General features: G+C 66.4%; 16 protein-coding genes. 3 read left to right on the forward strand and 13 right to left on the reverse strand.

Annotated elements, in window-relative coordinates:
• Positions 1-36: 36 nt before the first annotated feature.
• Genes VGP60_RS12270 through VGP60_RS12280 form a run of 3 tightly spaced genes read right to left on the reverse strand, consistent with a single transcriptional unit; the run spans position 37 to position 1,156 of the window.
• Positions 37-678 (reverse strand): class I SAM-dependent methyltransferase, encoded by a 642-nt coding sequence (locus tag VGP60_RS12270; RefSeq protein ID WP_327548074.1) that lies wholly within the window; start codon positions 676-678, stop codon positions 37-39.
• Positions 679-702: 24 nt separating this feature from the next.
• Positions 703-918 carry a hypothetical protein gene (locus VGP60_RS12275; RefSeq protein WP_327548075.1) on the reverse strand — a complete coding sequence of 72 codons (216 nt, stop codon included), beginning with the start codon at positions 916-918 and terminating at the stop codon, positions 703-705.
• On the reverse strand, positions 908-1,156 hold the full coding sequence (locus VGP60_RS12280; RefSeq protein ID WP_327548076.1) for a DUF6400 family protein: 249 nt from the start codon (positions 1,154-1,156) through the stop codon (positions 908-910). Before VGP60_RS12280 ends, VGP60_RS12275 begins: the two co-directional genes overlap by 11 nt.
• A gap of 125 nt (positions 1,157-1,281) precedes the next feature.
• Here VGP60_RS12280 and VGP60_RS12285 point away from each other — a divergent pair, with 125 nt between their 5' ends.
• Positions 1,282-2,025, forward strand: a complete 744-nt coding sequence (locus VGP60_RS12285) for an SDR family oxidoreductase (protein WP_327548077.1) — start codon at positions 1,282-1,284, stop codon at positions 2,023-2,025.
• Here the strand turns inward: VGP60_RS12285 and VGP60_RS12290 are convergent.
• Positions 2,009-3,052 carry an SDR family oxidoreductase gene (locus VGP60_RS12290; RefSeq protein ID WP_327548078.1) on the reverse strand — a complete coding sequence of 348 codons (1,044 nt, stop codon included), beginning with the start codon at positions 3,050-3,052 and terminating at the stop codon, positions 2,009-2,011. The genes VGP60_RS12285 and VGP60_RS12290 overlap by 17 nt on opposite strands.
• A 71-nt stretch (positions 3,053-3,123) precedes the next feature.
• On the opposite strand from VGP60_RS12290, the gene VGP60_RS12295 reads away from it, so the two are divergent.
• Positions 3,124-4,038 (forward strand): LysR family transcriptional regulator, encoded by a 915-nt coding sequence (locus tag VGP60_RS12295; RefSeq protein ID WP_327548079.1) that lies wholly within the window; start codon positions 3,124-3,126, stop codon positions 4,036-4,038.
• A gap of 102 nt (positions 4,039-4,140) precedes the next feature.
• Here VGP60_RS12295 and VGP60_RS12300 read toward each other — a convergent pair whose 3' ends face one another.
• The 9 genes from VGP60_RS12300 to VGP60_RS12340 form a co-directional block, all read right to left on the reverse strand.
• Positions 4,141-5,790, reverse strand: a complete 1,650-nt coding sequence (locus VGP60_RS12300; RefSeq protein WP_327548080.1) for an alpha-amylase family glycosyl hydrolase — start codon at positions 5,788-5,790, stop codon at positions 4,141-4,143.
• Between the two features lie 57 nt (positions 5,791-5,847).
• On the reverse strand, positions 5,848-6,798 hold the full coding sequence (locus tag VGP60_RS12305) for a carbohydrate ABC transporter permease (RefSeq protein WP_327548081.1): 951 nt from the start codon (positions 6,796-6,798) through the stop codon (positions 5,848-5,850).
• Between the two features lie 11 nt (positions 6,799-6,809).
• Complete coding sequence (locus tag VGP60_RS12310; protein WP_327548082.1) at positions 6,810-7,781, reverse strand: sugar ABC transporter permease; 972 nt, start codon at positions 7,779-7,781, stop codon at positions 6,810-6,812.
• The gene (locus VGP60_RS12315) at positions 7,759-9,126 is read right to left on the reverse strand and encodes an ABC transporter substrate-binding protein (protein ID WP_327548083.1); all 1,368 of its coding nucleotides are present in this window, start codon (positions 9,124-9,126) and stop codon (positions 7,759-7,761) included. Before VGP60_RS12315 ends, VGP60_RS12310 begins: the two co-directional genes overlap by 23 nt.
• Before the next feature lie 115 nt (positions 9,127-9,241).
• Entirely contained in the window at positions 9,242-10,258 is a 1,017-nt protein-coding gene (locus VGP60_RS12320) for a LacI family DNA-binding transcriptional regulator (RefSeq protein WP_327548084.1), read from the reverse strand.
• A gap of 202 nt (positions 10,259-10,460) precedes the next feature.
• Positions 10,461-12,836: a discoidin domain-containing protein gene (locus tag VGP60_RS12325; protein ID WP_414640331.1), complete on the reverse strand. Its 2,376-nt coding sequence runs from the start codon at positions 12,834-12,836 to the stop codon at positions 10,461-10,463.
• Positions 12,837-12,878: 42 nt separating this feature from the next.
• Positions 12,879-15,110 carry a discoidin domain-containing protein gene (locus VGP60_RS12330; protein ID WP_327548086.1) on the reverse strand — a complete coding sequence of 744 codons (2,232 nt, stop codon included), beginning with the start codon at positions 15,108-15,110 and terminating at the stop codon, positions 12,879-12,881.
• Between the two features lie 259 nt (positions 15,111-15,369).
• A complete protein-coding gene (locus VGP60_RS12335) occupies positions 15,370-16,137 on the reverse strand; it encodes an SDR family NAD(P)-dependent oxidoreductase (protein WP_327548087.1) in 768 nt (255 codons plus the stop codon).
• Between the two features lie 8 nt (positions 16,138-16,145).
• A complete protein-coding gene (locus tag VGP60_RS12340) occupies positions 16,146-16,958 on the reverse strand; it encodes an alpha/beta fold hydrolase (protein WP_327548088.1) in 813 nt (270 codons plus the stop codon).
• Positions 16,959-17,065: 107 nt separating this feature from the next.
• Between VGP60_RS12340 and VGP60_RS12345 the strand changes: the two genes are divergently transcribed.
• Entirely contained in the window at positions 17,066-18,403 is a 1,338-nt protein-coding gene (locus VGP60_RS12345) for a PLP-dependent aminotransferase family protein (RefSeq protein ID WP_327548090.1), read from the forward strand.
• The last annotated feature ends 305 nt before the right edge of the window (positions 18,404-18,708 follow it).

Consider the following 18,708-nt stretch of genomic DNA (forward strand, 5'->3'; position numbering starts at 1 on the left):
TGTTCGTGAGGGCCCCTTTCACCGTGAAAGGGGCCCTCACGGCGTTTCGGGGGTGGGGCGCGCGACGAGCAGGTGGACGGTGTGGGGGCTGGAGTCCAGGAGTTTGTCTTCTTCCAGGGTGAGCCCGGCGGTGGTCAGGGCGCTGACGACGTCGGCCACCGGGCGCAGGCGGAAACCGTGCTGGGTGACCGGGTTCTCGCTCATGGCGTCCGGGTCGCCGATGCCGATGACGACGCGACCGCCGGGTGCCAGGACCCGGGCGATTTCGGCGAACGCGCGGCCGAGGTCCTCGACGAAGTAGATCGTGTTGACCGTGATCGCGGCGTCGACCGAGTTGTCGGGCAACGGCAGTTCGGTGACCGACCCGGCGTGTGCGTGGAACCGGCTGTCCGAGCGATGCAGTTTCGTAGCCTTCGCGAGCATCGTTTCGGAGATGTCGACGCCGTGCACGGTTCCCCGCTCGCCGACCTTGCCGAGCAGGACGACGAGACCGAACCCACCGCCGAAGCCGAAGTCGGCGGCCGTCTCGCCGTCTTGGATGTCGAGCAGGTCGATGGCGGCGGAGACCGCACGGCCGTTCCTGTTGTTCAGCATCGAACCGACCCAGCGGCCGCGCAGGCCACTCGGGTGACCGAGTTGCTTGGCCAGTCCGGTTTGGAGTACGTCACGGAGTCCCATGACCGTATTCTCGCCGAAAAGCGGCTAGCGGTGGGCGTTCTGCCGGGTGTCGTGACTCCACAGATGCGTGCAGCCGGGACATTGCAGATGCAGAAGCGTTGCCTTGCTGCTCAGGAGGTACTGCCAGTGGTCGTCGCAGGTGCGATCGCTCTGGCACACCGCGCAGTCGCTGCCCTGCGCGCAGTGGGGGCAGGGAAGCCAGGCGCGCCTGCCGATGTCGGCTGTCGGATCAAGCGGCATCGGTGCCCGCCCCTCGCCGGGGCAGCACGCCCGCGTTCACCAGATCGTCGTAAAATGCCTGCTGCTCGGCGTCGAGCCCGGAGTACAGCAGCTCGTAAGCCGCGTTCTCCTCGTGGAGCTGGGTGACCGGGTCCCATTCCGGGCCCAGTGCTTTGATCACTTCGGCGCGTCGCCGCATTTCGTCGGCCGCCAGATCGAACGTGAAGGCGAACGACGTATCCTCACCGTTACCACTCATGGTGATCACTTTCCTTGCCACTGAACACTTGTTCGGCCAGAGTGACCAGCTCGGCGGGTGGGCGCAATGAGCGTGCTCACTTGTGATGCGAGACTTGCGCCACAACCGAGACTTGGAGGCAGCACATGACCATCCTTGGTGAGACGGCCGTGGTGACCGGCGCGGGTTCGGGGCTGGGGCGGCAGATCGCCCGCGCGTTGCTGTCGGCCGGGTACCGGGTGGTGCTGGCGGGGCGCCGGGCCGAGGCGTTGAAGGAAACCGCGGAGGACTCGGAGTCCGCGCTCGTCGTGCCGACCGATGTCGCGGACCCGGCGTCCGTGGAGGCGTTGTTCGGCGTCGTGCGCCGGCAGTGGGGACGGCTCGACCTGCTGGTCAACAACGCCGGGGTGTCGATCCCCGGGACGGTGGACGAACTGTCCTATGAGGACTGGAGTGCCACGGTCGCGGCCAATCTGACGGGCTCGTTCCTGTGCGCGCAGCAGGCCGTCCGGATGATGAAGGAGCAGGAGCCGCAGGGCGGGCGGATCATCAACAACGGTTCGATTTCGGCGCACAGTCCTCGTCCGGCCAGCGTCGCGTACACCGCGACCAAGCACGCGATCACCGGGCTGACGAAGTCGATTTCCTTGGACGGCAGGGCATACGGGGTCGCGTGTGGACAGATCGACATCGGCAACGCGGCCACCGAGATGACCGAGCGGATGTCGGCGGGCATACCGCAGGCGGACGGGCGCATCGCCGTCGAGCCGACGTTCGACGCCGAGCACGTCGCCAGCGCGGTGCTCTACATGGCGAGCCTGCCGCTCGACGCGAACGTGCAGTTCATGACGATCACGGCGACGACCATGCCGTTCATCGGCCGGGGATGACCCGCTGTTCGCGGAACTCGTCGAAGATCCGGAGGAACATCGCTTCGGTTTGCACGTACTCGTGGAAACCGGCGCGGTGCGACTTCGAGGTGTCGGCGAACATGTCGTAGTCCCAAGAGAAGACGAAGTCGCCGAAGGCCCAAGACGACACGTCCGCGTAGGACGGTTTGAGGTCGTATTTCGCGGTCATGGCCTGCCACAAGGGTTCCTTGTCCGCCATGACGGTGTCGAGCGACATCCGTAGCGGGGGAGCGACTTCCAGGTCGAAGTAGCGGGCGATCTTCGGCCACAGTTCGCTCCAGCGGAACAGGTCGCCGTTGGCGATGTTGAACGCTTCGTTCGCGGTTTCCGTCGCCGCCCAGACCGTCGCCTTCGCGAGGAGGCTCGCGTCGGTCATTTCCAGCAGGCTGTCGTAGGCGCCGAGGCCGCCGGGGAACCGCAGGGGCAGACCGAGTTCTTTCGAGATCGACGCGTAGACCGCGATCACCATGGCGAGGTTCATCGGATTGCCGAGGGCGGCGCCGCCGACCACGGACGGCCGGATGGCGGACCACGTCCACGATTTCCCGAGCTGACGGCGTTCCAGGAACGCCTGCTGGTCGGCGTTGAACTCCGGCGGCATATGCCCGGCGTCGGTCTCGCGGGCGGGAGTCTTGAACGGGCCGAGGTGGGCGCCGTAGACCTTGTAGCCCTGCATGAGGCTGACGTGCCGGAGGTTCGCCGCCACCGGCTCGATCGCGTCGACGACGTTGACGAGCATCGCGAGGTTGGGCGGGACGAGCTCGGCCCAAGTCGGTTTGTCCTGGTAGGCGGCGTAGAAGACGTGGGTGATCTCGGTGAGGCCGCTCAGTTTGGCGCGGGTGCCGGCCGGATCGAGGAGGTCGACGCTCAGGTAGCGGACGCTTTCGGTGTCCTGGCCACCGCGCCGGGAGAGACCGACGACGGACCAGCCGCCGAGAGCGGAGAGGTGGCTGATGAGGTTGCCGCCGATGACGCCGTTCGCGCCGACCACTAACGCTGTGTTCATAGGACGAGCTTGGGCTTTGTCGTGTGTATAAGTCCAAGGCATTGTGTTCACCGCTGCCATAAGATCTGCTCATGGCAAGTCTCCGGCAGCTTGAATACCTGGTCACCGTGGTGGACGAGGGGTCGTTCACGCGGGCGGCCGAGCTCCTTCATGTGACGCAGCCCGCGCTGTCGCATCAGATGCGGGCGTTGGAGAAGGGTGTCGGCGGGCCACTGCTCGAGCGGCTGCCACGATCGGTGCGGTTGACGCCGATGGGGCGCGCGATGTTGCCGCATGCCCGGGCGGCGCTGGCCGAAGCGGAACGGGCCCGGTGTGCGGCGCGGCAGGCGTCGGGGTTGGAAGCCGGGGAATTGCTGGTCGCGACGGTGTATTCGGTGAGTCTGGGAGTGTTGCCGCCGGCGTTGCGGGTTTGGCGGCGGAGGTGGCCGGGGGTGGACATCCGGCTGTTCGAGTACCGGCACGCGGATGAGCTGCGGGACGCGATGGCCGCGGGGGTGGCCGATGTGGCCGTCGGGCCGGTTCCGGAGAAGTGGGACGGGCCGGTCCGGGAGGTGGGGGTGGAGGAGTTCGTGATCGTGCTGCCCGCGGACGGGCCGTCGGAGGATGACGGGTCGACGCGGGTTCGGCTGGAGACCTTGGCGGACTGCGCTTGGGTGCACTACGCGCCAGGGAACGGGTTGGCGGAGCTGGTCGACCGGGTTTGCGGTGCCGCCGGCTTCCGACCTCGGGCCGCTGTGCGGACCGAGCAGACTGCCGCCGCGCCGGTTCTCGCCGCCGCAGGCCTAGGCCCCGCTTTGGTCCCGGCGAACGTGATCCCGGTGCGCTTCGAAGGCCGAGTCCTACGCCCAGACCCACCCATCCAACGAACGCTCGGCGCGTACACGCGCAGCGAATGCGACCCCCTCACCGCAGGCTTCATCGACGTCCTCGCACGCGAAGCCCGCGTCATGCCCGACCACGTCCAGGCTGTCCTCGGAATGCCGTAAGCGCGGCCAGGCGGGTGGCTGGTGCCGGTCGGATCGCCATCTGTCGACAGATGGCGATGGGGACGTTCCTCCGGGCGGAGGTGAAGGAACGTCCCCGATCCCTTAAGGCGTGCGTAGCCACACAGCGGTGTCCGGCGGTAGCAGCCCATCGACCAAATCGTTGCTGGCCAGCAAGATCTCCTCGTGAGTAGGCAGTGGCACCGACTCGGCGGAGAAGTTGACGATGCAGGTGAAGCCGGGGTCACGGGTGAACGACAGAACGTCCGGCTGGGCGTCGTTCCACTTCAGGGTGCCGTCGCCGAGGGCGGACTCGGACCGACGCAGAGCCAGACCCGCCCGGTACAAGCGAAGCATCGACGACGGATCACCGGATTCGGATTCCGAGGTGTAGCTCGCCCACGAAGCCGGTTGCGGAAGCCACGGCTCGGTCGCGGCTCCCTCAGGACTGAAACCGAACGGCGATTCCGTACCGGACCACGGAATCGGGACACGGCAACCGTCGCGGCCGGGGTCGGCGCCCTTCGTACGGGCGAAAACCGGATCCTGCCGCAGGGCGTCGGGGATGTCTTCGATTTCCCACAGGCCCAGCTCTTCGCCTTGGTAGACATAGATGCCGCCGGGCAGTGACATCGTTAGCAACGCGGCCGCGCGGGCGCGTCTGGTGCCTAAATCCCTGTTCACGGGGGTGCCGTGCAGACGGTCGGCGAAGGCGAAGCCGGTGTCGCCGGGGCGGCCGTAGCGGGTGACAGGTCTTGTCACATCGTGGTTCGAGAGCACCCAAGCCGCGGGGGCGCCCACCGAAACGTGCGCCTCGAGCGTGTTTTCGATGACCGTGCGGAACTTCGAGGCGTTCCACGGGCACACCAGGTAGTCGAAGTTGAACGCCGAGTTCAGCTCGTCCTTGCGAAGGTAGCGCGCGGCACGGGACATGTCGTCGAGCCACATTTCGGCGACCAGGATGCGGTCGCCGGGGTAGCTGTCGGCGATCTTCCGCCAGGCGCGGTAGATGTCGTGCAGGCCGTCCAGATCGGAGAACGGCGAAACACCGTTGGTGGTGGCCAGATCCGGGAGGGCCGGGTCCTTCACCAGTCCATCGGCGACGTCGATTCGGAAGCCGTCGACACCGCGGTCGAACCAGAACCGGAGGACGTCTTCGAACTCCGCGCGGATTTCCGCGTTGTCCCAGTTGAAGTCCGGTTGCCGCGAGCTGTAGAGGTGCAGGAACCACTCGCCGGGCGTGCCGTCCGGTTCGGTGACGCGTGTCCACGCCGGGCCGCCGAAGCGTGACGGCCAGTCGTTCGGCGGCTCGTCGCCGTTTTCCCCGCGGCCGGGCCGAAACCAGAATCGTTCCCGTTCCGGCGAACCCGGTCCGGCCGCCAGCGCGGCTTGGAACCACCGGTGCAGATCCGAGCAGTGGTTGGGCACGATGTCGATGATGACCCGCATGCCGAGCGTGTGTGCTTCGGCGATCAGCGTTTCGGCTTCGTCGAGCGTACCGAAACTCGGTTCGATGTCACGGAAATCGGCGACGTCGTAGCCTCCGTCGTCCATCGGGGACGGATACCACGGAGTGAACCAGATCGCGTCGATCCCGAGCTCCGACAGATAAGGAAGCCGGGAACGCACGCCGGCCAGATCGCCGATGCCGTCGCCATTGCTGTCGGCGAAACTGCGGATATAGACCTGGTAAATGGCGGCGTCGCGCCACCAGGCGAGGGTCGAATCGGCAGAAGGATTCCCCGAAGCGGTCACAGCTTGCCCCTTCTCAAAGTGAATCACGGTTCTCAGGAGGACAGTTCTCAAGTGGGCTCAGCCCTTGAGACTGCCTGCGGTCAATCCGGCGAGGATCTGCCGCTGGAAGGCGAGGAAGATCGCCACCATCGGCAGGCTGGCCAGTACCAGACCGGCGACGAGCAGGTTGAGCGGGAGATCGATCGCGACCCGCTGGAGCACGACACTCAACGTCTGTTTGTCGGGGTCGGGGAACACCAGCAGCGGCCAGATGAAGTCCTTCCACGCGGTGACGATCGCGAGGATCGACACCACCGCCAGAATGGGGCGGGAGATGGGCAGGACGATTTTCCACAGGGTGCGCACCGGCCCGGCGCCGTCTATTCGCGCCGCTTCGATCAGTTCGTCGGGAATCTGGTCGAAGAATCGTTTGAGCACATAGATGTTGAACGCGTTGGCCGCCGCCGGCAGCCAGATCGCGGCCGGTGAGTTCAACAGGTTCACGTGCACCAGCGGTACGTCGATGATGGTCACGTAGGTCGGCACCAGCAGTGCCGCCGCCGGGAGCATCAACGTCACCAGCATCAGGCCGAGGACGGCGTTGCCCAGTGCGGGCCGGAGCTTCGACAACGCGTACGCGGCGGGGATGTCCACCGCGAGCTGGATCGCCAGCGCCCCACCGGCGACGACGATCGTGTTGAGGAAGTACTTGCCGAGGTTGATCTGCTCCCACGCGTCGCCGTAGACCTCAGGATGCCAGGTCTGCGGCAGGAGCGTCGGAGGCATCTGCGCGAGTTCGGTCGACGACTTCATCGCACCGGTCACCGCCCAGTACAGCGGGAACAGGAAGGCGAAGGTGAACGCGATGAGCGTGGCCGCGAGCACGATCCAATAGATCGTCTTTCCCTTGGTACTCCGCAACTGCGCGGGTGAGACCAGGGTTCGTCCGGCGTACGTAGTGCCCCTCTTTTTAATGGACACGGGATTCTTTTTCTTGGCTACGAGCTCGGGCTCGATGACGATGGCCATCCGTGACCCCCTCAGTCCGAAGATTTCGTGAGTCGCACATAAGCCGCCGAGAAGATGCCGAGTGCGACGAACAGGAGCAGGCTCATCGCGCTGGCCGACCCGAAGTCGTTGTAGACGAACGCGTAGCGGTAGAGCAGGAGCAGCAGGGTGACCGTGGAGTCGTCCGGGCCGCCACCGGTCATGATGTACGGCTCGGTGAAGACCTGCATCGTCGCCACGACCTGCAGCAGCAGCAACACCAGCAGCACGAACCTGGTCTGCGGGAAGGTCACGTGCCGCAGGCGTTTCCAGATCCCGGCACCGTCGAGTTCCGCGGCTTCGTAGAGCTCACCGGGAATCGTCTGCAACGCGGCCAGATAAATGAGCGTCGTACTGCCCATGTTGGCCCACGTGGACACGAAAACCAGCGAGATCATCGCGGTACTGCTGGAATCCAGCCACGCCGATCCCGGTAGCCCGACCACACCGATCGCTTCGTTGAACAGGCCGGGACCCGGGTCGTAGAACCACTTCCACAGCAACGCCGTGACCACCGGCGGCAACATCACCGGCAAATACACCACGAGCCGGAAGTACGCCCGCGCGTGCCGGAGTTCGTTGAGCAGCACCGCGGTGAAGAACGGCACCAGGAACCCGAAGATCAGCGCGAAACCGGTGAACAGCAACGTGTTCCGCCACGCGACGCCGAACAGCGGGTCGTTCCACAGCCGCACGAAGTTGTCGAAACCCACCCAGGTCGGGTCGTTGACGAAGTCGACCTGCTGGAAGCTGAGGATGATCCCCTTGACGATCGGGTACCACGAAAACAGCGCGAAGCAGAGCAACGCCGCGGAAAGCAGGCCGTACGCGGTGATGTTCTCGCCGAGTTTGCGGCGCTGCCTGGTCCTCTTGCGCTGGTGAGCGGAGGCAACCGGACGCCCGGCCCGCGGCGGAACCGCGGGCCGGGCCGGTTGAAGGACGTTACTTGACTTGGGCGAGGACATTGTTGACCTTCGCCTCCGCCGAGGACAGCTGCTGATCGATGTTCGCGCCCTGGTCGGTCAGCACGGCCTGCATCACGCTGTCGAGCGCGGCGTAGACCTGCTGGGCGTTGGGCGGCTCGACGCTGCCCTTGATCTGCTGCGCGGTGTCCATGTACGCCTGGTAGTTCGTGGACGGGACGTTGGCGTACTTGACCTTGACCGCTTCCTGCTGCTCACGAACGGCGCCCTGCCAGATGTCCGGCGTCGGCTGGGCCGGGAGCCCGACCGGCTGCTTGCCGTCCGCGAAGGTCTTGACGAACTTGTCGAAGCGGTCCGGGTTCAGGTACTTCCACTGGATCCAGGCCAGCCCGGCCTTGATCTTTTCGGGCGTGGCCTTCGGGTTCATCATGTAGCCCTCGCCGCCGAGCAGCGTGCCCTTGCCGTCGGGGATGCCGGCCAGGCCGTAGTCCTCGTACTTGCCGTTGAACTGCTTGACGAGCACAGGGACGTTGTCCGGGGCAGCCAGGTACATGCCGAGCTGGCCGGCACCCATCATGCGCTGGACGTCGGTCGCCTCGAGCAGCTGCTTGCTGCCCATGGAGTTGTCGGTCCACCGCATGTCGTGCAGGTAGTTCAGCGCGGCCTTGCCCTTGTCGTTGTTGAAGTCCGCCTTCCACGTGTCGCCGTCCTGCCGGGCGATCTGGCCGCCGAGCGAGTAGAGCCAGCTGGTCATGTGCCAGCCACCCTGGTTGTTCTTGCTGAAGTCGGCGTACCCGACCGTGCCGTTGCCGAGATCGGAGATCTTCTTGGCCGCGGTGCGGACCTCGGCCCAGGTCTTCGGCGGGTTGTCCGGGTCGAGGCCGGCCTTCGTGAACAGCGCCCGGTTGTAGAGCAGCCCCATGGAGTAGTTGGCTGTCGGCAGGCCGTAAAGCTTGCCGTCCGGGCCCTTGAAGTTGTCCATCAATTGCGGCTGGATGTCGTTGACAACCGGCAGGGACTTCACGGCTTCCGTGATGTCGGCGGCTTGATGACGCGCGATGATCTGCGCCGGATCGGTGAAGTAGACGTAGTAGACGTCCTCGAGCTGCCCCCCGGCCAGCTTCGAGGAGAACGTCTTGGGGTCCATGAACCCCTCGTGCGGTTCGATGTCGATTTCCGGGTGCAGTGACTCGAATTCGGCGACATCGGCGTCGAAGACCTGCCGTTCGAAGGGTTGTGTCTTCGGTGGCTGGCCGGTGATCGTGATCTTGGTCTTGCCCCCTGCGGCGTTCTGTTCGGTGGCGCTGTCACCGCAGGCGGTGACGGATATGGCGACGCTCGCCACGGCTACCAAACTGAAAACTCTGCGGGCACGAAGGCTCTTCATCTGACCCTCTTCTCGCGGTCGCGACGACTGTCACGTGATGGCTGTCACCCTAAAGTGTCAGACCAGAAGCCCGCAAGACATCGACGAAAAGTCGCAAGTTACGAACAGATCCCGGTCATCGTGGCGCCGGTATCGCGCGAGCCGTGGAACCACGCACCACGAGTTCCGGCGCGAACAGCAGTTCTTCCGCGGCGACCGTACCGCCGTTGATCTGCTTGACCAGGAGTTCGACGACCGCGCGGCCCATGGCCTCGATCGGCTGGCGGGTGGTCGTGAGCGGCGGGTCGGTGCAGTTCATCAGCGACGAATCGTCGTAACCCACTACCGAGAAATCGCCGGGAACCGACAATCCGTGACGACGCGCCGCGCGGATCGCACCGAGCGCGAGGAGGTCGCTCGAGCAGAGGACCGCCGTGACGCCGCGCGGCAGCAGACGCGCTGTCGCGGCGTGGCCGCCTTCGATCGAGAACATGCCGTGCTCGATCTGGTCCTCGGCCGCGGTGAGGCCGGCCTTCTCCATGCACGTACGGAAAGTAGTCAGCTTGCGCTGTGACGGGACGTGGTCGGGCGGGCCGAGCACGATGCCGATCTTCTCGTGCCCGAGCGAGCTCAGGTGGCTCACCGCCTGCTCGACGGCGACGACGTCGTCACAGGACACCTGCGGCAGGCCCAGGTGCTCGACGGCGGCGTTGAGCAGCACCGTCGGGATCTTGCGCTCGACCAGGCGGTGGTAGTGCGTGTGGACGGCGTCGGCCTGCGCGTACAGGCCACCGGCGAACACCACTCCGGAAACATGCTGCTGCAACAGGAGTTCGACGTACTCGGCCTCGGAGACGCCACCGGCGGTCCGCGTGCACAGCACCGGGGTGAACCCCTGCTGCGCGAGCGCGTTGCCCATGATCTCGGCGAGCGCGGGGAAGATGGGGTTCTGCAGTTCGGGCAGCACGAGCCCGACCAGACGGGCGCGCTCACCACGCAACTGGGTGGGGCGCTCGTACCCCATCACGTCGAGCGCGGTCAGTACTGCGGTGCGGGTGCTGGCGGAAACCCCTGATCGGCCGTTGAGTACCCGGCTGACAGTGGCTTCGCTGACCCCGACTTTTCGGGCTACTTCGGCAAGGCGACGCGTCATACTTGCAATTATGCTGCAACTTGGCGCAAAATGACGACCTTTCTTACGGAATGTCGACAGGTATTCGTCACAGGCAGCATCCGGCCGACTTGCCTACCCCCACAAGGTGGAACCCGTCCGTCCCGCCGACTACGCCGGCAGCGGGACGGACGAGCGCTGTGGGTTTATCCCCGATCGGGCGTTACCCGACCGGGGAACCGGCCTACGAGCCGTACACCTCGAATTCCGAAGCCTGGCCCGCCGGCCAGCCGGTGTTGCCGGTGAAGGTCAGCCTCAGGTAGCGCTGCGACGTCGCCGCGAAAGTGATCGTCGCGGCGTTTCCGCTGGCCGGATTGAAGGTGTAGCCCGCGGAGTTGCTCACCGTGGAGTACGCCGAGCCGTTGGTGCTGCCCTGTACCGAGATGGTCTGGGTACGGGTGGCCCAGGCGCTCGGCGGCGGGAGTTTGACGACGACCCGGCGCACGCTCGTCGCCGCGCCGAGGTCCACGGTCAGCGTCTGCGGGAAGGCGTTGTTGGTGCTTTCCCAATAGCTGTTCGCATCCCCGTCGACGGCGTTGGACGCCGGGAATCCGCCCTGCGCGCCACTCGCGGAGGCCTGCTTCCGGAGTGCCAGGTTGCCGCTCGCGGGCGGCGGCGTGGTCGGGGGAGTCGTGGTGGTTGGGGGAGTCGTGGTGGTAGTCGGCGGGGGAGTGGTCGTCGGGCCACCGCTGTCGCCGCCGTAGACCGGGGTCGGCCACGGACCGCAGTACGTGGTGCCGAATCCGGAGTTGCCGCCCTGGTCGGCCAGTCCTGTCAGCGCGTCGGGACCCTGGCAGTTGTACGTGCCCGCCTTGCCGATACCGGTGGCGACCACGTTCTTGATCGTGCCGAACGCCTTCGACTGGTACTGGAACGCGAACGTGCCGGCGCCGGCGATCTTGAGGTTGTCGAAGTGGATGTCGTTCGTGTTGCTGTCGATGAACTGGACGGCCTCGTAGTTGCTGTCCAGCAGCTCGTTGTCGACGACGTCGATCCGCCCGTTGATCGCCGAGTCGCGCCCGTCGAACCAGAGCGCGCCGACGCCGAACTGCCAGTTCGAGTCGAGCACGCCCGCGCGGATCGTGGTGTTGCGGGCGACGGTGGTGACCCCGGCCAGCGGCACCGCGGCGAACCTGTTCGCGATGTGGATGCCACCGCCCTGGTTCTGTGTCTCGGACACGACGTTGTCGGTGACGCTGATGTCGTGGCCGCCGTAGATGGCGATGTTGTTCGCCAGGATCGGCGCGATCACCGTGTTGAACGAGAAGGTGTTGTGGTGGTTGGCATCCCGCTCGGCCCACATCGCCAGGCCGTCGTCACCGGTGTTGCGCAGGAAGTTGTTGGTGACGGTGACGTTGCTGATGCCCTGGTGCAGGTTCAGGCCGTCGGCGGTCTGGTCGACGATGTGGTTGCCCGACACGGTCAGCCCGTCGAACGGCCCGTCGAGCCAGAGCCCGACCTTGGTGTGCTGCAACCACAACCCGGAGACGACCGAGCCGCCGCCGAGCGCGCCGCCGATGGCGTTGGACTGGTCGCAGTCGACGCGCTCCTTGACCTCGCCGATGATGGCGAAGTTGTAGAGCTTCACGTTGGAGCTGACGCCGGGGACGGCCGCGTTGCCGGGATACGTCGACGTGCCGCAGCTGGCCGGTTCGCCCTTGCCGAAGATCCCGGCTCGGCTGCCCCGCAGCTCGGTGTGCCACTGCCCGGCACCGCGGATGGTGACCTGGTCGACGGTGATGTGCTTGTTGAGGATGAAGACCCCGGCGGGGACCCACACCTCTTTGCCCTGACTGCGCGCGGCCGTGACAGCCGCGTCGAAGGCTCCGGCGTCGTCGTTGGCGTCCCCGGCGACAGCGCCGTACGACGTCACCGAAAGGGAGTTCGCCGGCGCGGCCGCGGCGGGCGCGACCTGCTCGAAGTCGATGAGGTCGACCGTGGTCGCCGGCGCCGAGCCCGAATCGACCTGCACCTTGATCTTGGTACCCGCTGGCAGTGTGCTGCCGAGCAGCGCGCGGGATTCGTCGTAGAAGTGATGCCCGTGGCCGTCGCCGGGACGGTTCGTGAACGGGTACGAGCCGTAGTACCAGGCATAACGAGAAGTCAGCGGCAGGTCGCGGTTCTTCGCGCCGTTGACGTAGACGCCGATGGACGAGTCGATCCCGGCGCCGTCGCCCGAATCCGGCAGGCTGTAACGCAGGTTGATCGAGTTGGCCGGAGCGGTGAGCGTGAACTCGACGTACTTGCCCTGTCCGGCCAGCGTCACGGCTTTGCGGCCGGACGCCTCACCGGGGAGGGTTTCGGCGGCTCGGTTCGGACCGATGACCGAGCCGTTGGTCGACGCGGTTTCGGCTTCCTGCTCCAGGAACGGGACGGTGGCGCCCCTTCCCGCGACGGCGAGCGCCGACGTCGCGGCCGAAGCGGCGGCCGCGGACGGGGTCAGGCCGGTTGGCGAGGCGCCGATCGCGATCACCGCCAGACCGGACGCGGAGAGCACGGCGGCCGTGATGGCACCGAACCTCGCCTTGCTTTTGGGCGCACTGAACAAACGTGGGGACACGGGCGACACTCCTTGGCTTGTGCGGTGTGAGGTGGAGAAGCTCTAGGCCCGGAAGACCTCGAACTCGGAGACCTGGCCCGCGGGCCAGCCGGTGTTGCCGGTGATGTTCAGCCGCAGGTACCGCTGGCCGGTCGCGGCGAAGGTGACCGTCGCGGTGTTGCCGCTCGCCGGGTCGAAGGTGAAGCCGCGGGAACCGACGATCGTCGAGTAGTTGCCGCCGTCCGTGCTGCCCTGGACGGAAAGCGTCTGCGTGCGGGTGCCCCACGCCGAGGACGGCGGCAGCTTGAGCGTCACCTTGTTGACGTTGACCGTGGCGCCGAGGTCGACGGTCAGCGTCTGCGGGAAGGCGCCGTTGTTGCTCTCCCAGTAGGTGTTCGCGTTGCCGTCGACAGCCGCGCTCGCCGGGAAACCGCCGACAGCGCTGCTCGACGTCGCCGGCCGGGACAGCGCCGCGTTGGTGCCGGGACCCGGCGGGGTCGGCGGGCCGGAGTTCGGCGGCGGCCAGGTGGCGCAGTTCGTCCACGTGCCGCTGATGCCGGAGTTGCCGCTGCCGCCGATGGCCAGCGGGCTGACGTTGGTCGGGTACGGGCAGTTGTAGGTGCCGACCACGCCGATACGACTCGCGGTGATGTTGCTGATGTTCACCGAACCGGTGGTCTGGGCCTGGATCGCGAACGTGCCGGCGCCTTCGATGCTGCCGCCGTTGATCGATACGCCCTGGATCGGTTTGCCCTGGCCGTTGCCGTCGATGAACTGGATGGCGGCGTAGCGGCTGTCGATCGCGCGGAAGTTGGTCACGTTGATGGTGACCCCGCTGATCGCGACGTCCCGCGCGTCGAACCACAGCGCGCCGACGCCGAACTGCCAGTTCGGGTCGAGCGCCCCGGCACGCAGGGTCGTGTTGTTGGCGACGGTGATCGTGCCGGACAACGGCGTCGCGTTGAAGCGGTTCGCGATCAGGATGCCGCCGCCGAGTGCGTTGGTGTCCTTGACGACGTTGCCGCTGACCGTGCTGTTGGTGCTGCCGTAGATCGCGATGCCGTTGGCCAGTTGCGGCTGCACGATCGTGTTGTTGATGATCGAGTCGCCGGCGTCGGGGACGCCGTTGGACCAGAACGCGAGGGCGTCGTCACCGTTGCTGCGCAGGAAGTTGTTGCGGATGGTCGAATTCCGGACGTTGCCGTCGAAGTTGATGCCGTCGGCGGTGGTGTCGATGATCCGGCTGTTCTCGATCGTCAGGTTGTCGGTGGCGCCGTTCATCAGCCACAGACCGCATTTGACGTGTTGCATCCACAGTCCGGAGACCACCGAACCGGTGCCGAGCACGCCGTGGAGGGCGTTGTCCGGGCTGCCGTCGTTGCGATCGGTCACTTCGCCGAAGATCGCGAAGTTGTAGAGCTTGATGTTGCCCGACGCGCTGTTGTTGTTGAACACGTTGGTGCCGTGCAGGACCGTGTGCCACTGGCCCGCGCCGCGGATGGTGACCTGGTCGACCTGCAGGGCCTGCGGGATTTCGAAGGTGCCCGCGGGGACCCAGACCTCCCGGCCTTGCGACTTCGCGGCCGAGATGGCGGAGCGGAACGCGTTGGCGTCGTCGGAGCCGTCGTTCGGCGTCGCGCCGTACGACGTCACCGAAAGGGAGTTCGCCGGAGCGGTCGCGGCCGGCGCGACCTGCTCGAAGTCGGCGAGGTCGATCGTGTAGGGCCCGGCGCTGTTCCCCGCGTCGACCTGGAGGCGCACCTTCGCACCGGCCTGCAGGTCCTGGCCGAGGAGCAGGCGGGTCTCGTCGTAGAACTTGTGTGTCTTCGCGCCGGGGATCCACGGGGTGTCGACGTAGCTGTACTTCGACGTCGTCGTGAGCTGGCCGCCGAGCTTGGAACCGTTGGCGTACACCGAAAGGCTGCCGGACTTGCCGTCCTGCAGGCTGTATCTGACGTTGATCGAGTTCGCCGGGGCGCTCAGCGTGAACTCGACGTATTGGCCCTGGCTGTTGAGCTGTACGGCTTGGCGGCCGGACGCCTCGGACGGGAGGCTCGCCTGGGTGTAGTCGGGGCCGATCTGGGTGCCGTTCGAGGCGACGCACTCGGCTTCTTGCTCGACGAACGGGACTGTCGCGCCGCCGCCGACGGTTGCGGGGCAGACCGCGGCGGGTGCGGCTTGGGCGGAAGAGGCGAACACCGCTAGTCCAGCGACGGTGACGAATGCCGCGGTGAGGGCCGCGAGCTGGGCTTTTCCTCGTTTTTTGGGCGCACTGAAGAAACGTGTGGGGGACACGGGGCGACACTGCCCTTCTTATCGGGTGCGAGCGAAACCTGAGTGGGGAGACGACACTCAGTGACGAGGATCATACAAATTCTCGACAACGTTACGCAAGACTCAAAGCATTGAATGCAAATTTCCGACTTGCCGGTCACGGCAAAACGGCCGGGCACCCAGTCCTCAGACTCGCTACCCGGCCGCCGTGGTCACTTCAGGCGGGAGCAAGGGACCTTTACTGCCGTTTCGCGGTAGTAAAGGTCCCTTGCTCCCGCCGTTAGGACTCGCCTCGGTAGATCCGGAGGGCGCCGGAGCTCTGGACCACCGGCATGATCTCGATGACGTTCACGTTGACGTGCGCCGGAAGCGACGCCGTCCAGTGGACCGACTCGGCGATGTCGTCGGCGTTGAGCGGCTGTGTGCCGGAGTAGACGGCGTCGGCCTTGTCCTGGTCACCCTCGAAACGAACCGCCGAGAACTCGGTCCCGCCTACCAATCCGGGCTCGATGCTGGTCACGCGGACGCCGGTGCCGTGCAGGTCGCTGCGCAGATTCAAGCTGAAGTGGTGGACGAACGCCTTGGTCGCGCCGTAGACGTTGCCGCCGGGGTAGGGGTAGGTTCCCGCGACCGAGCCGCTGTTGATGACGTGGCCGCGCCCGCGTTCCACCATCCCGGGCAGCACTGCCCGTGTGCAGTAGACGAGCCCCTTGGTGTTGGTGTCGATCATCTGGTCCCAGTCGTCGAGCTCGGCCCGGTGCGCCGGTTCGAGGCCCTTCGCCAGGCCGGCGTTGTTGACGAGCACATCGATGTCGGCGAATTCCGCGGGCAGGGACGCGATCACGTCGAGGACGGCGGACCGGTCCTGCACGTCCAGTTCGACCGGCAGGACGTTGTCCCCGAGCTCCTTGGCCAGCTCGGCGAGCTTGTCGGCCCGGCGGGCGGTCACCACGACGCGCGCGCCGTCGGCCGCGAAACGCCGGGCGATCGCTTCGCCGAAGCCGCTGCTGGCGCCGGTCACGAATACGGTCTTCTGTTCGTTCGCCATGGGAGAGCTCACTGTTCTATCCGCGCTGTTGACGCCACTGACTCTAGGAATCTTTCCACTGTGTCGCCGAACACGGTCTCCCGTTCGAGGTTCGGCATGTGCCCGGCACCATCGACAACCAGAAGAGTTGAGCCGGGGATGAGACTGTGCATGAGTTCGCCGTCGCTGACCGGGGTGAACTCGTCCTCGCTACCGACGACCACGAGCGCGGGCACAGACACTCCTTTGAGCGTCTCCACGTAGTCCGGCCGCTCGGCCCGGCCGCGGAGGGCCGCCGCGGCGCCTTCCGGGGGAGTCGTCCGCATCATGCCGAGGACGTGCGCGGCGACGTCGGGCAGCGCGGGGACGTTTCGCGGCGAGAGCATCTTCGGGAGCATGTCGACGGCGTACGCCTCCATGCCTTCGCGAAGCAGTTCGTCGGCGACGTCGTTGCGGTGCTTCTTGCCGGCTTGGGTCTCGGCGCCGGGGAAGGTGTCGGCGAGGATCAGGCCGCGGATGCGCTCGGGGAACAGCCGGTAGCACTCCATGACGATTTGGCCTCCCATAGAGAGACCGCCCAGGACGAACTTCTCGACGCCGAGATGATCGAGCAGGTTCTCGAGGTCGCGGGCGAACGTCTCCAACGGCGTCTTGCCCGGGACGACCGTGGTTTCGCCGTAGCCGCGCAGGTCGGGGGCGATCACTCGCCAGTCCTTACTGAACCGCTCCACCTGCGGCCGCCACATCGACCGGTTGAACGGATGGCCGTGGACGAGCACGAGCGGTTCGCCGGCGCCGTGATCGTCGTAGCCGACGGTGATTCCGCCGAGAGCTGTCTTCATGATCCGCCCTTCGCTTGCTTGACGTCTCGACGCTATTCGGTGCAATATCCGAGTGCAATAGGCTCAATGAGCTCGGTGCAATCAGCTTTCATTGGATGGATACCGCCATGGACGACTACCGCGTGATCGCCGACAAGCTCGCGGCCGAAGTCACCGCCGGACGGCTCAGGCCAGGGGACCGCCTTCCCCCGCAACGCCGGTTCGCGCGGCGGCACGGGATCGCGAGTTCGACCGCGGCGCGGGTATATGGAGAGCTGGTGCGGCGAGGGCTGGCTGTCGGCGAGGTCGGCCGGGGCACGTTCATCCGCGCCGCGCAGCCGCCGCTCGACCCGGCGCTCGCGGAACCCAGTGGCGCGCGGGTGGATCTGGAGCTGAACTTCGCGGTGTTGCCGGACCAGCCCGCGCTGCTGGCGGCGAGCTTGGGACGGCTACTGCGACCCGACGTCCTGGGCGACGCGCTGCAGTCGTTGGGAGTGACGGGGACGAAGGCCGCGCGCGAGGCGACGGCCTCGACGTTGGCGCACGCGGGATGGGAGCCCGAGCCGGATCGGATCTCGTTCGCCGGGAACGGGCGGCAGGCCATCGCGGGCGCGATCGCGGCGCTGGTGCCGATCGGGGAGCGGCTCGGGGTGGAGGCGCTGACCTATCCCGTGGTGAAGGGCATCGCCGTGCGACTCGGCGTCACGCTGGTGCCGATCGAGATGGACCAGGACGGATTGTCGCCTCGGTCGCTGGCCGCCACGCACCGCGCGACGCCGTTGCGAGCCGTCTACCTGCAGCCGACGCTGCACAATCCGCTCGGCGTGACGATGCCGGAAGCCCGGCGCCGGGAACTGGCGGAGACGGTGGAGGCGCTCGACCTGCCGGTCATCGAGGACCATATCTACGCGTTCCTCTACGACGACCTGCCGCCGCTGGCCGCGTTCGCGCCGGAGCGGACTGTGCTGATCGACAGTCTCTCCAAACGGCTCGCACCGGGGTTGACCTTGGGTTTCGCGGTGGCACCCCGGGGGATCGGAGACCGAGTCGCGGCGGCTACTCGATCTGGGGCGTGGTCGGCTCCGGGGTTCGCCGTGGCGGCCGCGACCTGCTGGCTGTCCGACGGAACCGCCTCGGCCATCGCCGTGGGGAAACGTCGTGACGCCGCCGCGCGCCAGAGGATCGTCGCCGACCGGCTGGGCGAGTTCGCGTTGCGAACGGACCCGCGGGCCTACCACTGCTGGTGGCAACTCCCGGATCAGTGGCGCGCGGAGACGTTCGTGGGAGCGGCCGCCAGGCGCGGTATCGCCGTCACGCCGGCCGCCGCATTCACGATCGGCAACGGCCACGCGCCGAATGCGGTGCGAATGGCGCTCTCGTCCCCGTCATGGGACGCGTTGTCGACGGCTTTGGACGTTCTCGCTGGGTTGGCCCGGGGAACGCCGGAGGACGCCGCTGTGGACTGAAACCGGGCCTGACCTGCGAAAAGATCGTTAAGGTACCCCCCTGTTTGAGGGGGTTTTGAGCGGTGTAATGTTTTGCAAGTCGCCAGGGAAACCGGGTGGCCAGCGGGACACGAACCAAGCTCTCACCTCAGGGTGATTGAGTGGGTGGCCCAAAATCTAGACAAAAAAACTTGCTAAGGAATAACTGCTTCGGATAAGGCCGCTTTCGGGTGGCGCGATCCGTGGCGTGTTGCTTGAGAACTCAACAGTGTGCTAGTGAACTAAGCCAGTAGAGCTTATGTATAAAGTAACCTCGTAATGAGGTT

Source organism: Amycolatopsis sp., assembly GCF_036008905.1.
Lineage (GTDB): Bacteria > Actinomycetota > Actinomycetes > Mycobacteriales > Pseudonocardiaceae > Amycolatopsis.

Excerpts from the sequence above, each read along its gene's own strand:
- VGP60_RS12270 (WP_327548074.1), bottom strand. The coding sequence starts at position 678 with ATGGGACTCCGTGACGTACTCCAAACCGGACTGGCCAAGCAACTCGGT.
- VGP60_RS12275 (WP_327548075.1), bottom strand. The coding sequence starts at position 918 with ATGCCGCTTGATCCGACAGCCGACATCGGCAGGCGCGCCTGGCTTCCC.
- VGP60_RS12280 (WP_327548076.1), bottom strand. The coding sequence starts at position 1,156 with ATGAGTGGTAACGGTGAGGATACGTCGTTCGCCTTCACGTTCGATCTG.
- VGP60_RS12285 (WP_327548077.1), top strand. The coding sequence starts at position 1,282 with ATGACCATCCTTGGTGAGACGGCCGTGGTGACCGGCGCGGGTTCGGGG.
- VGP60_RS12290 (WP_327548078.1), bottom strand. The coding sequence starts at position 3,052 with ATGAACACAGCGTTAGTGGTCGGCGCGAACGGCGTCATCGGCGGCAAC.
- VGP60_RS12295 (WP_327548079.1), top strand. The coding sequence starts at position 3,124 with ATGGCAAGTCTCCGGCAGCTTGAATACCTGGTCACCGTGGTGGACGAG.
- VGP60_RS12305 (WP_327548081.1), bottom strand. The coding sequence starts at position 6,798 with ATGGCCATCGTCATCGAGCCCGAGCTCGTAGCCAAGAAAAAGAATCCC.
- VGP60_RS12310 (WP_327548082.1), bottom strand. The coding sequence starts at position 7,781 with ATGTCCTCGCCCAAGTCAAGTAACGTCCTTCAACCGGCCCGGCCCGCG.
- VGP60_RS12315 (WP_327548083.1), bottom strand. The coding sequence starts at position 9,126 with ATGAAGAGCCTTCGTGCCCGCAGAGTTTTCAGTTTGGTAGCCGTGGCG.
- VGP60_RS12320 (WP_327548084.1), bottom strand. The coding sequence starts at position 10,258 with ATGACGCGTCGCCTTGCCGAAGTAGCCCGAAAAGTCGGGGTCAGCGAA.
- VGP60_RS12335 (WP_327548087.1), bottom strand. The coding sequence starts at position 16,137 with ATGGCGAACGAACAGAAGACCGTATTCGTGACCGGCGCCAGCAGCGGC.
- VGP60_RS12340 (WP_327548088.1), bottom strand. The coding sequence starts at position 16,958 with ATGAAGACAGCTCTCGGCGGAATCACCGTCGGCTACGACGATCACGGC.
- VGP60_RS12345 (WP_327548090.1), top strand. The coding sequence starts at position 17,066 with ATGGACGACTACCGCGTGATCGCCGACAAGCTCGCGGCCGAAGTCACC.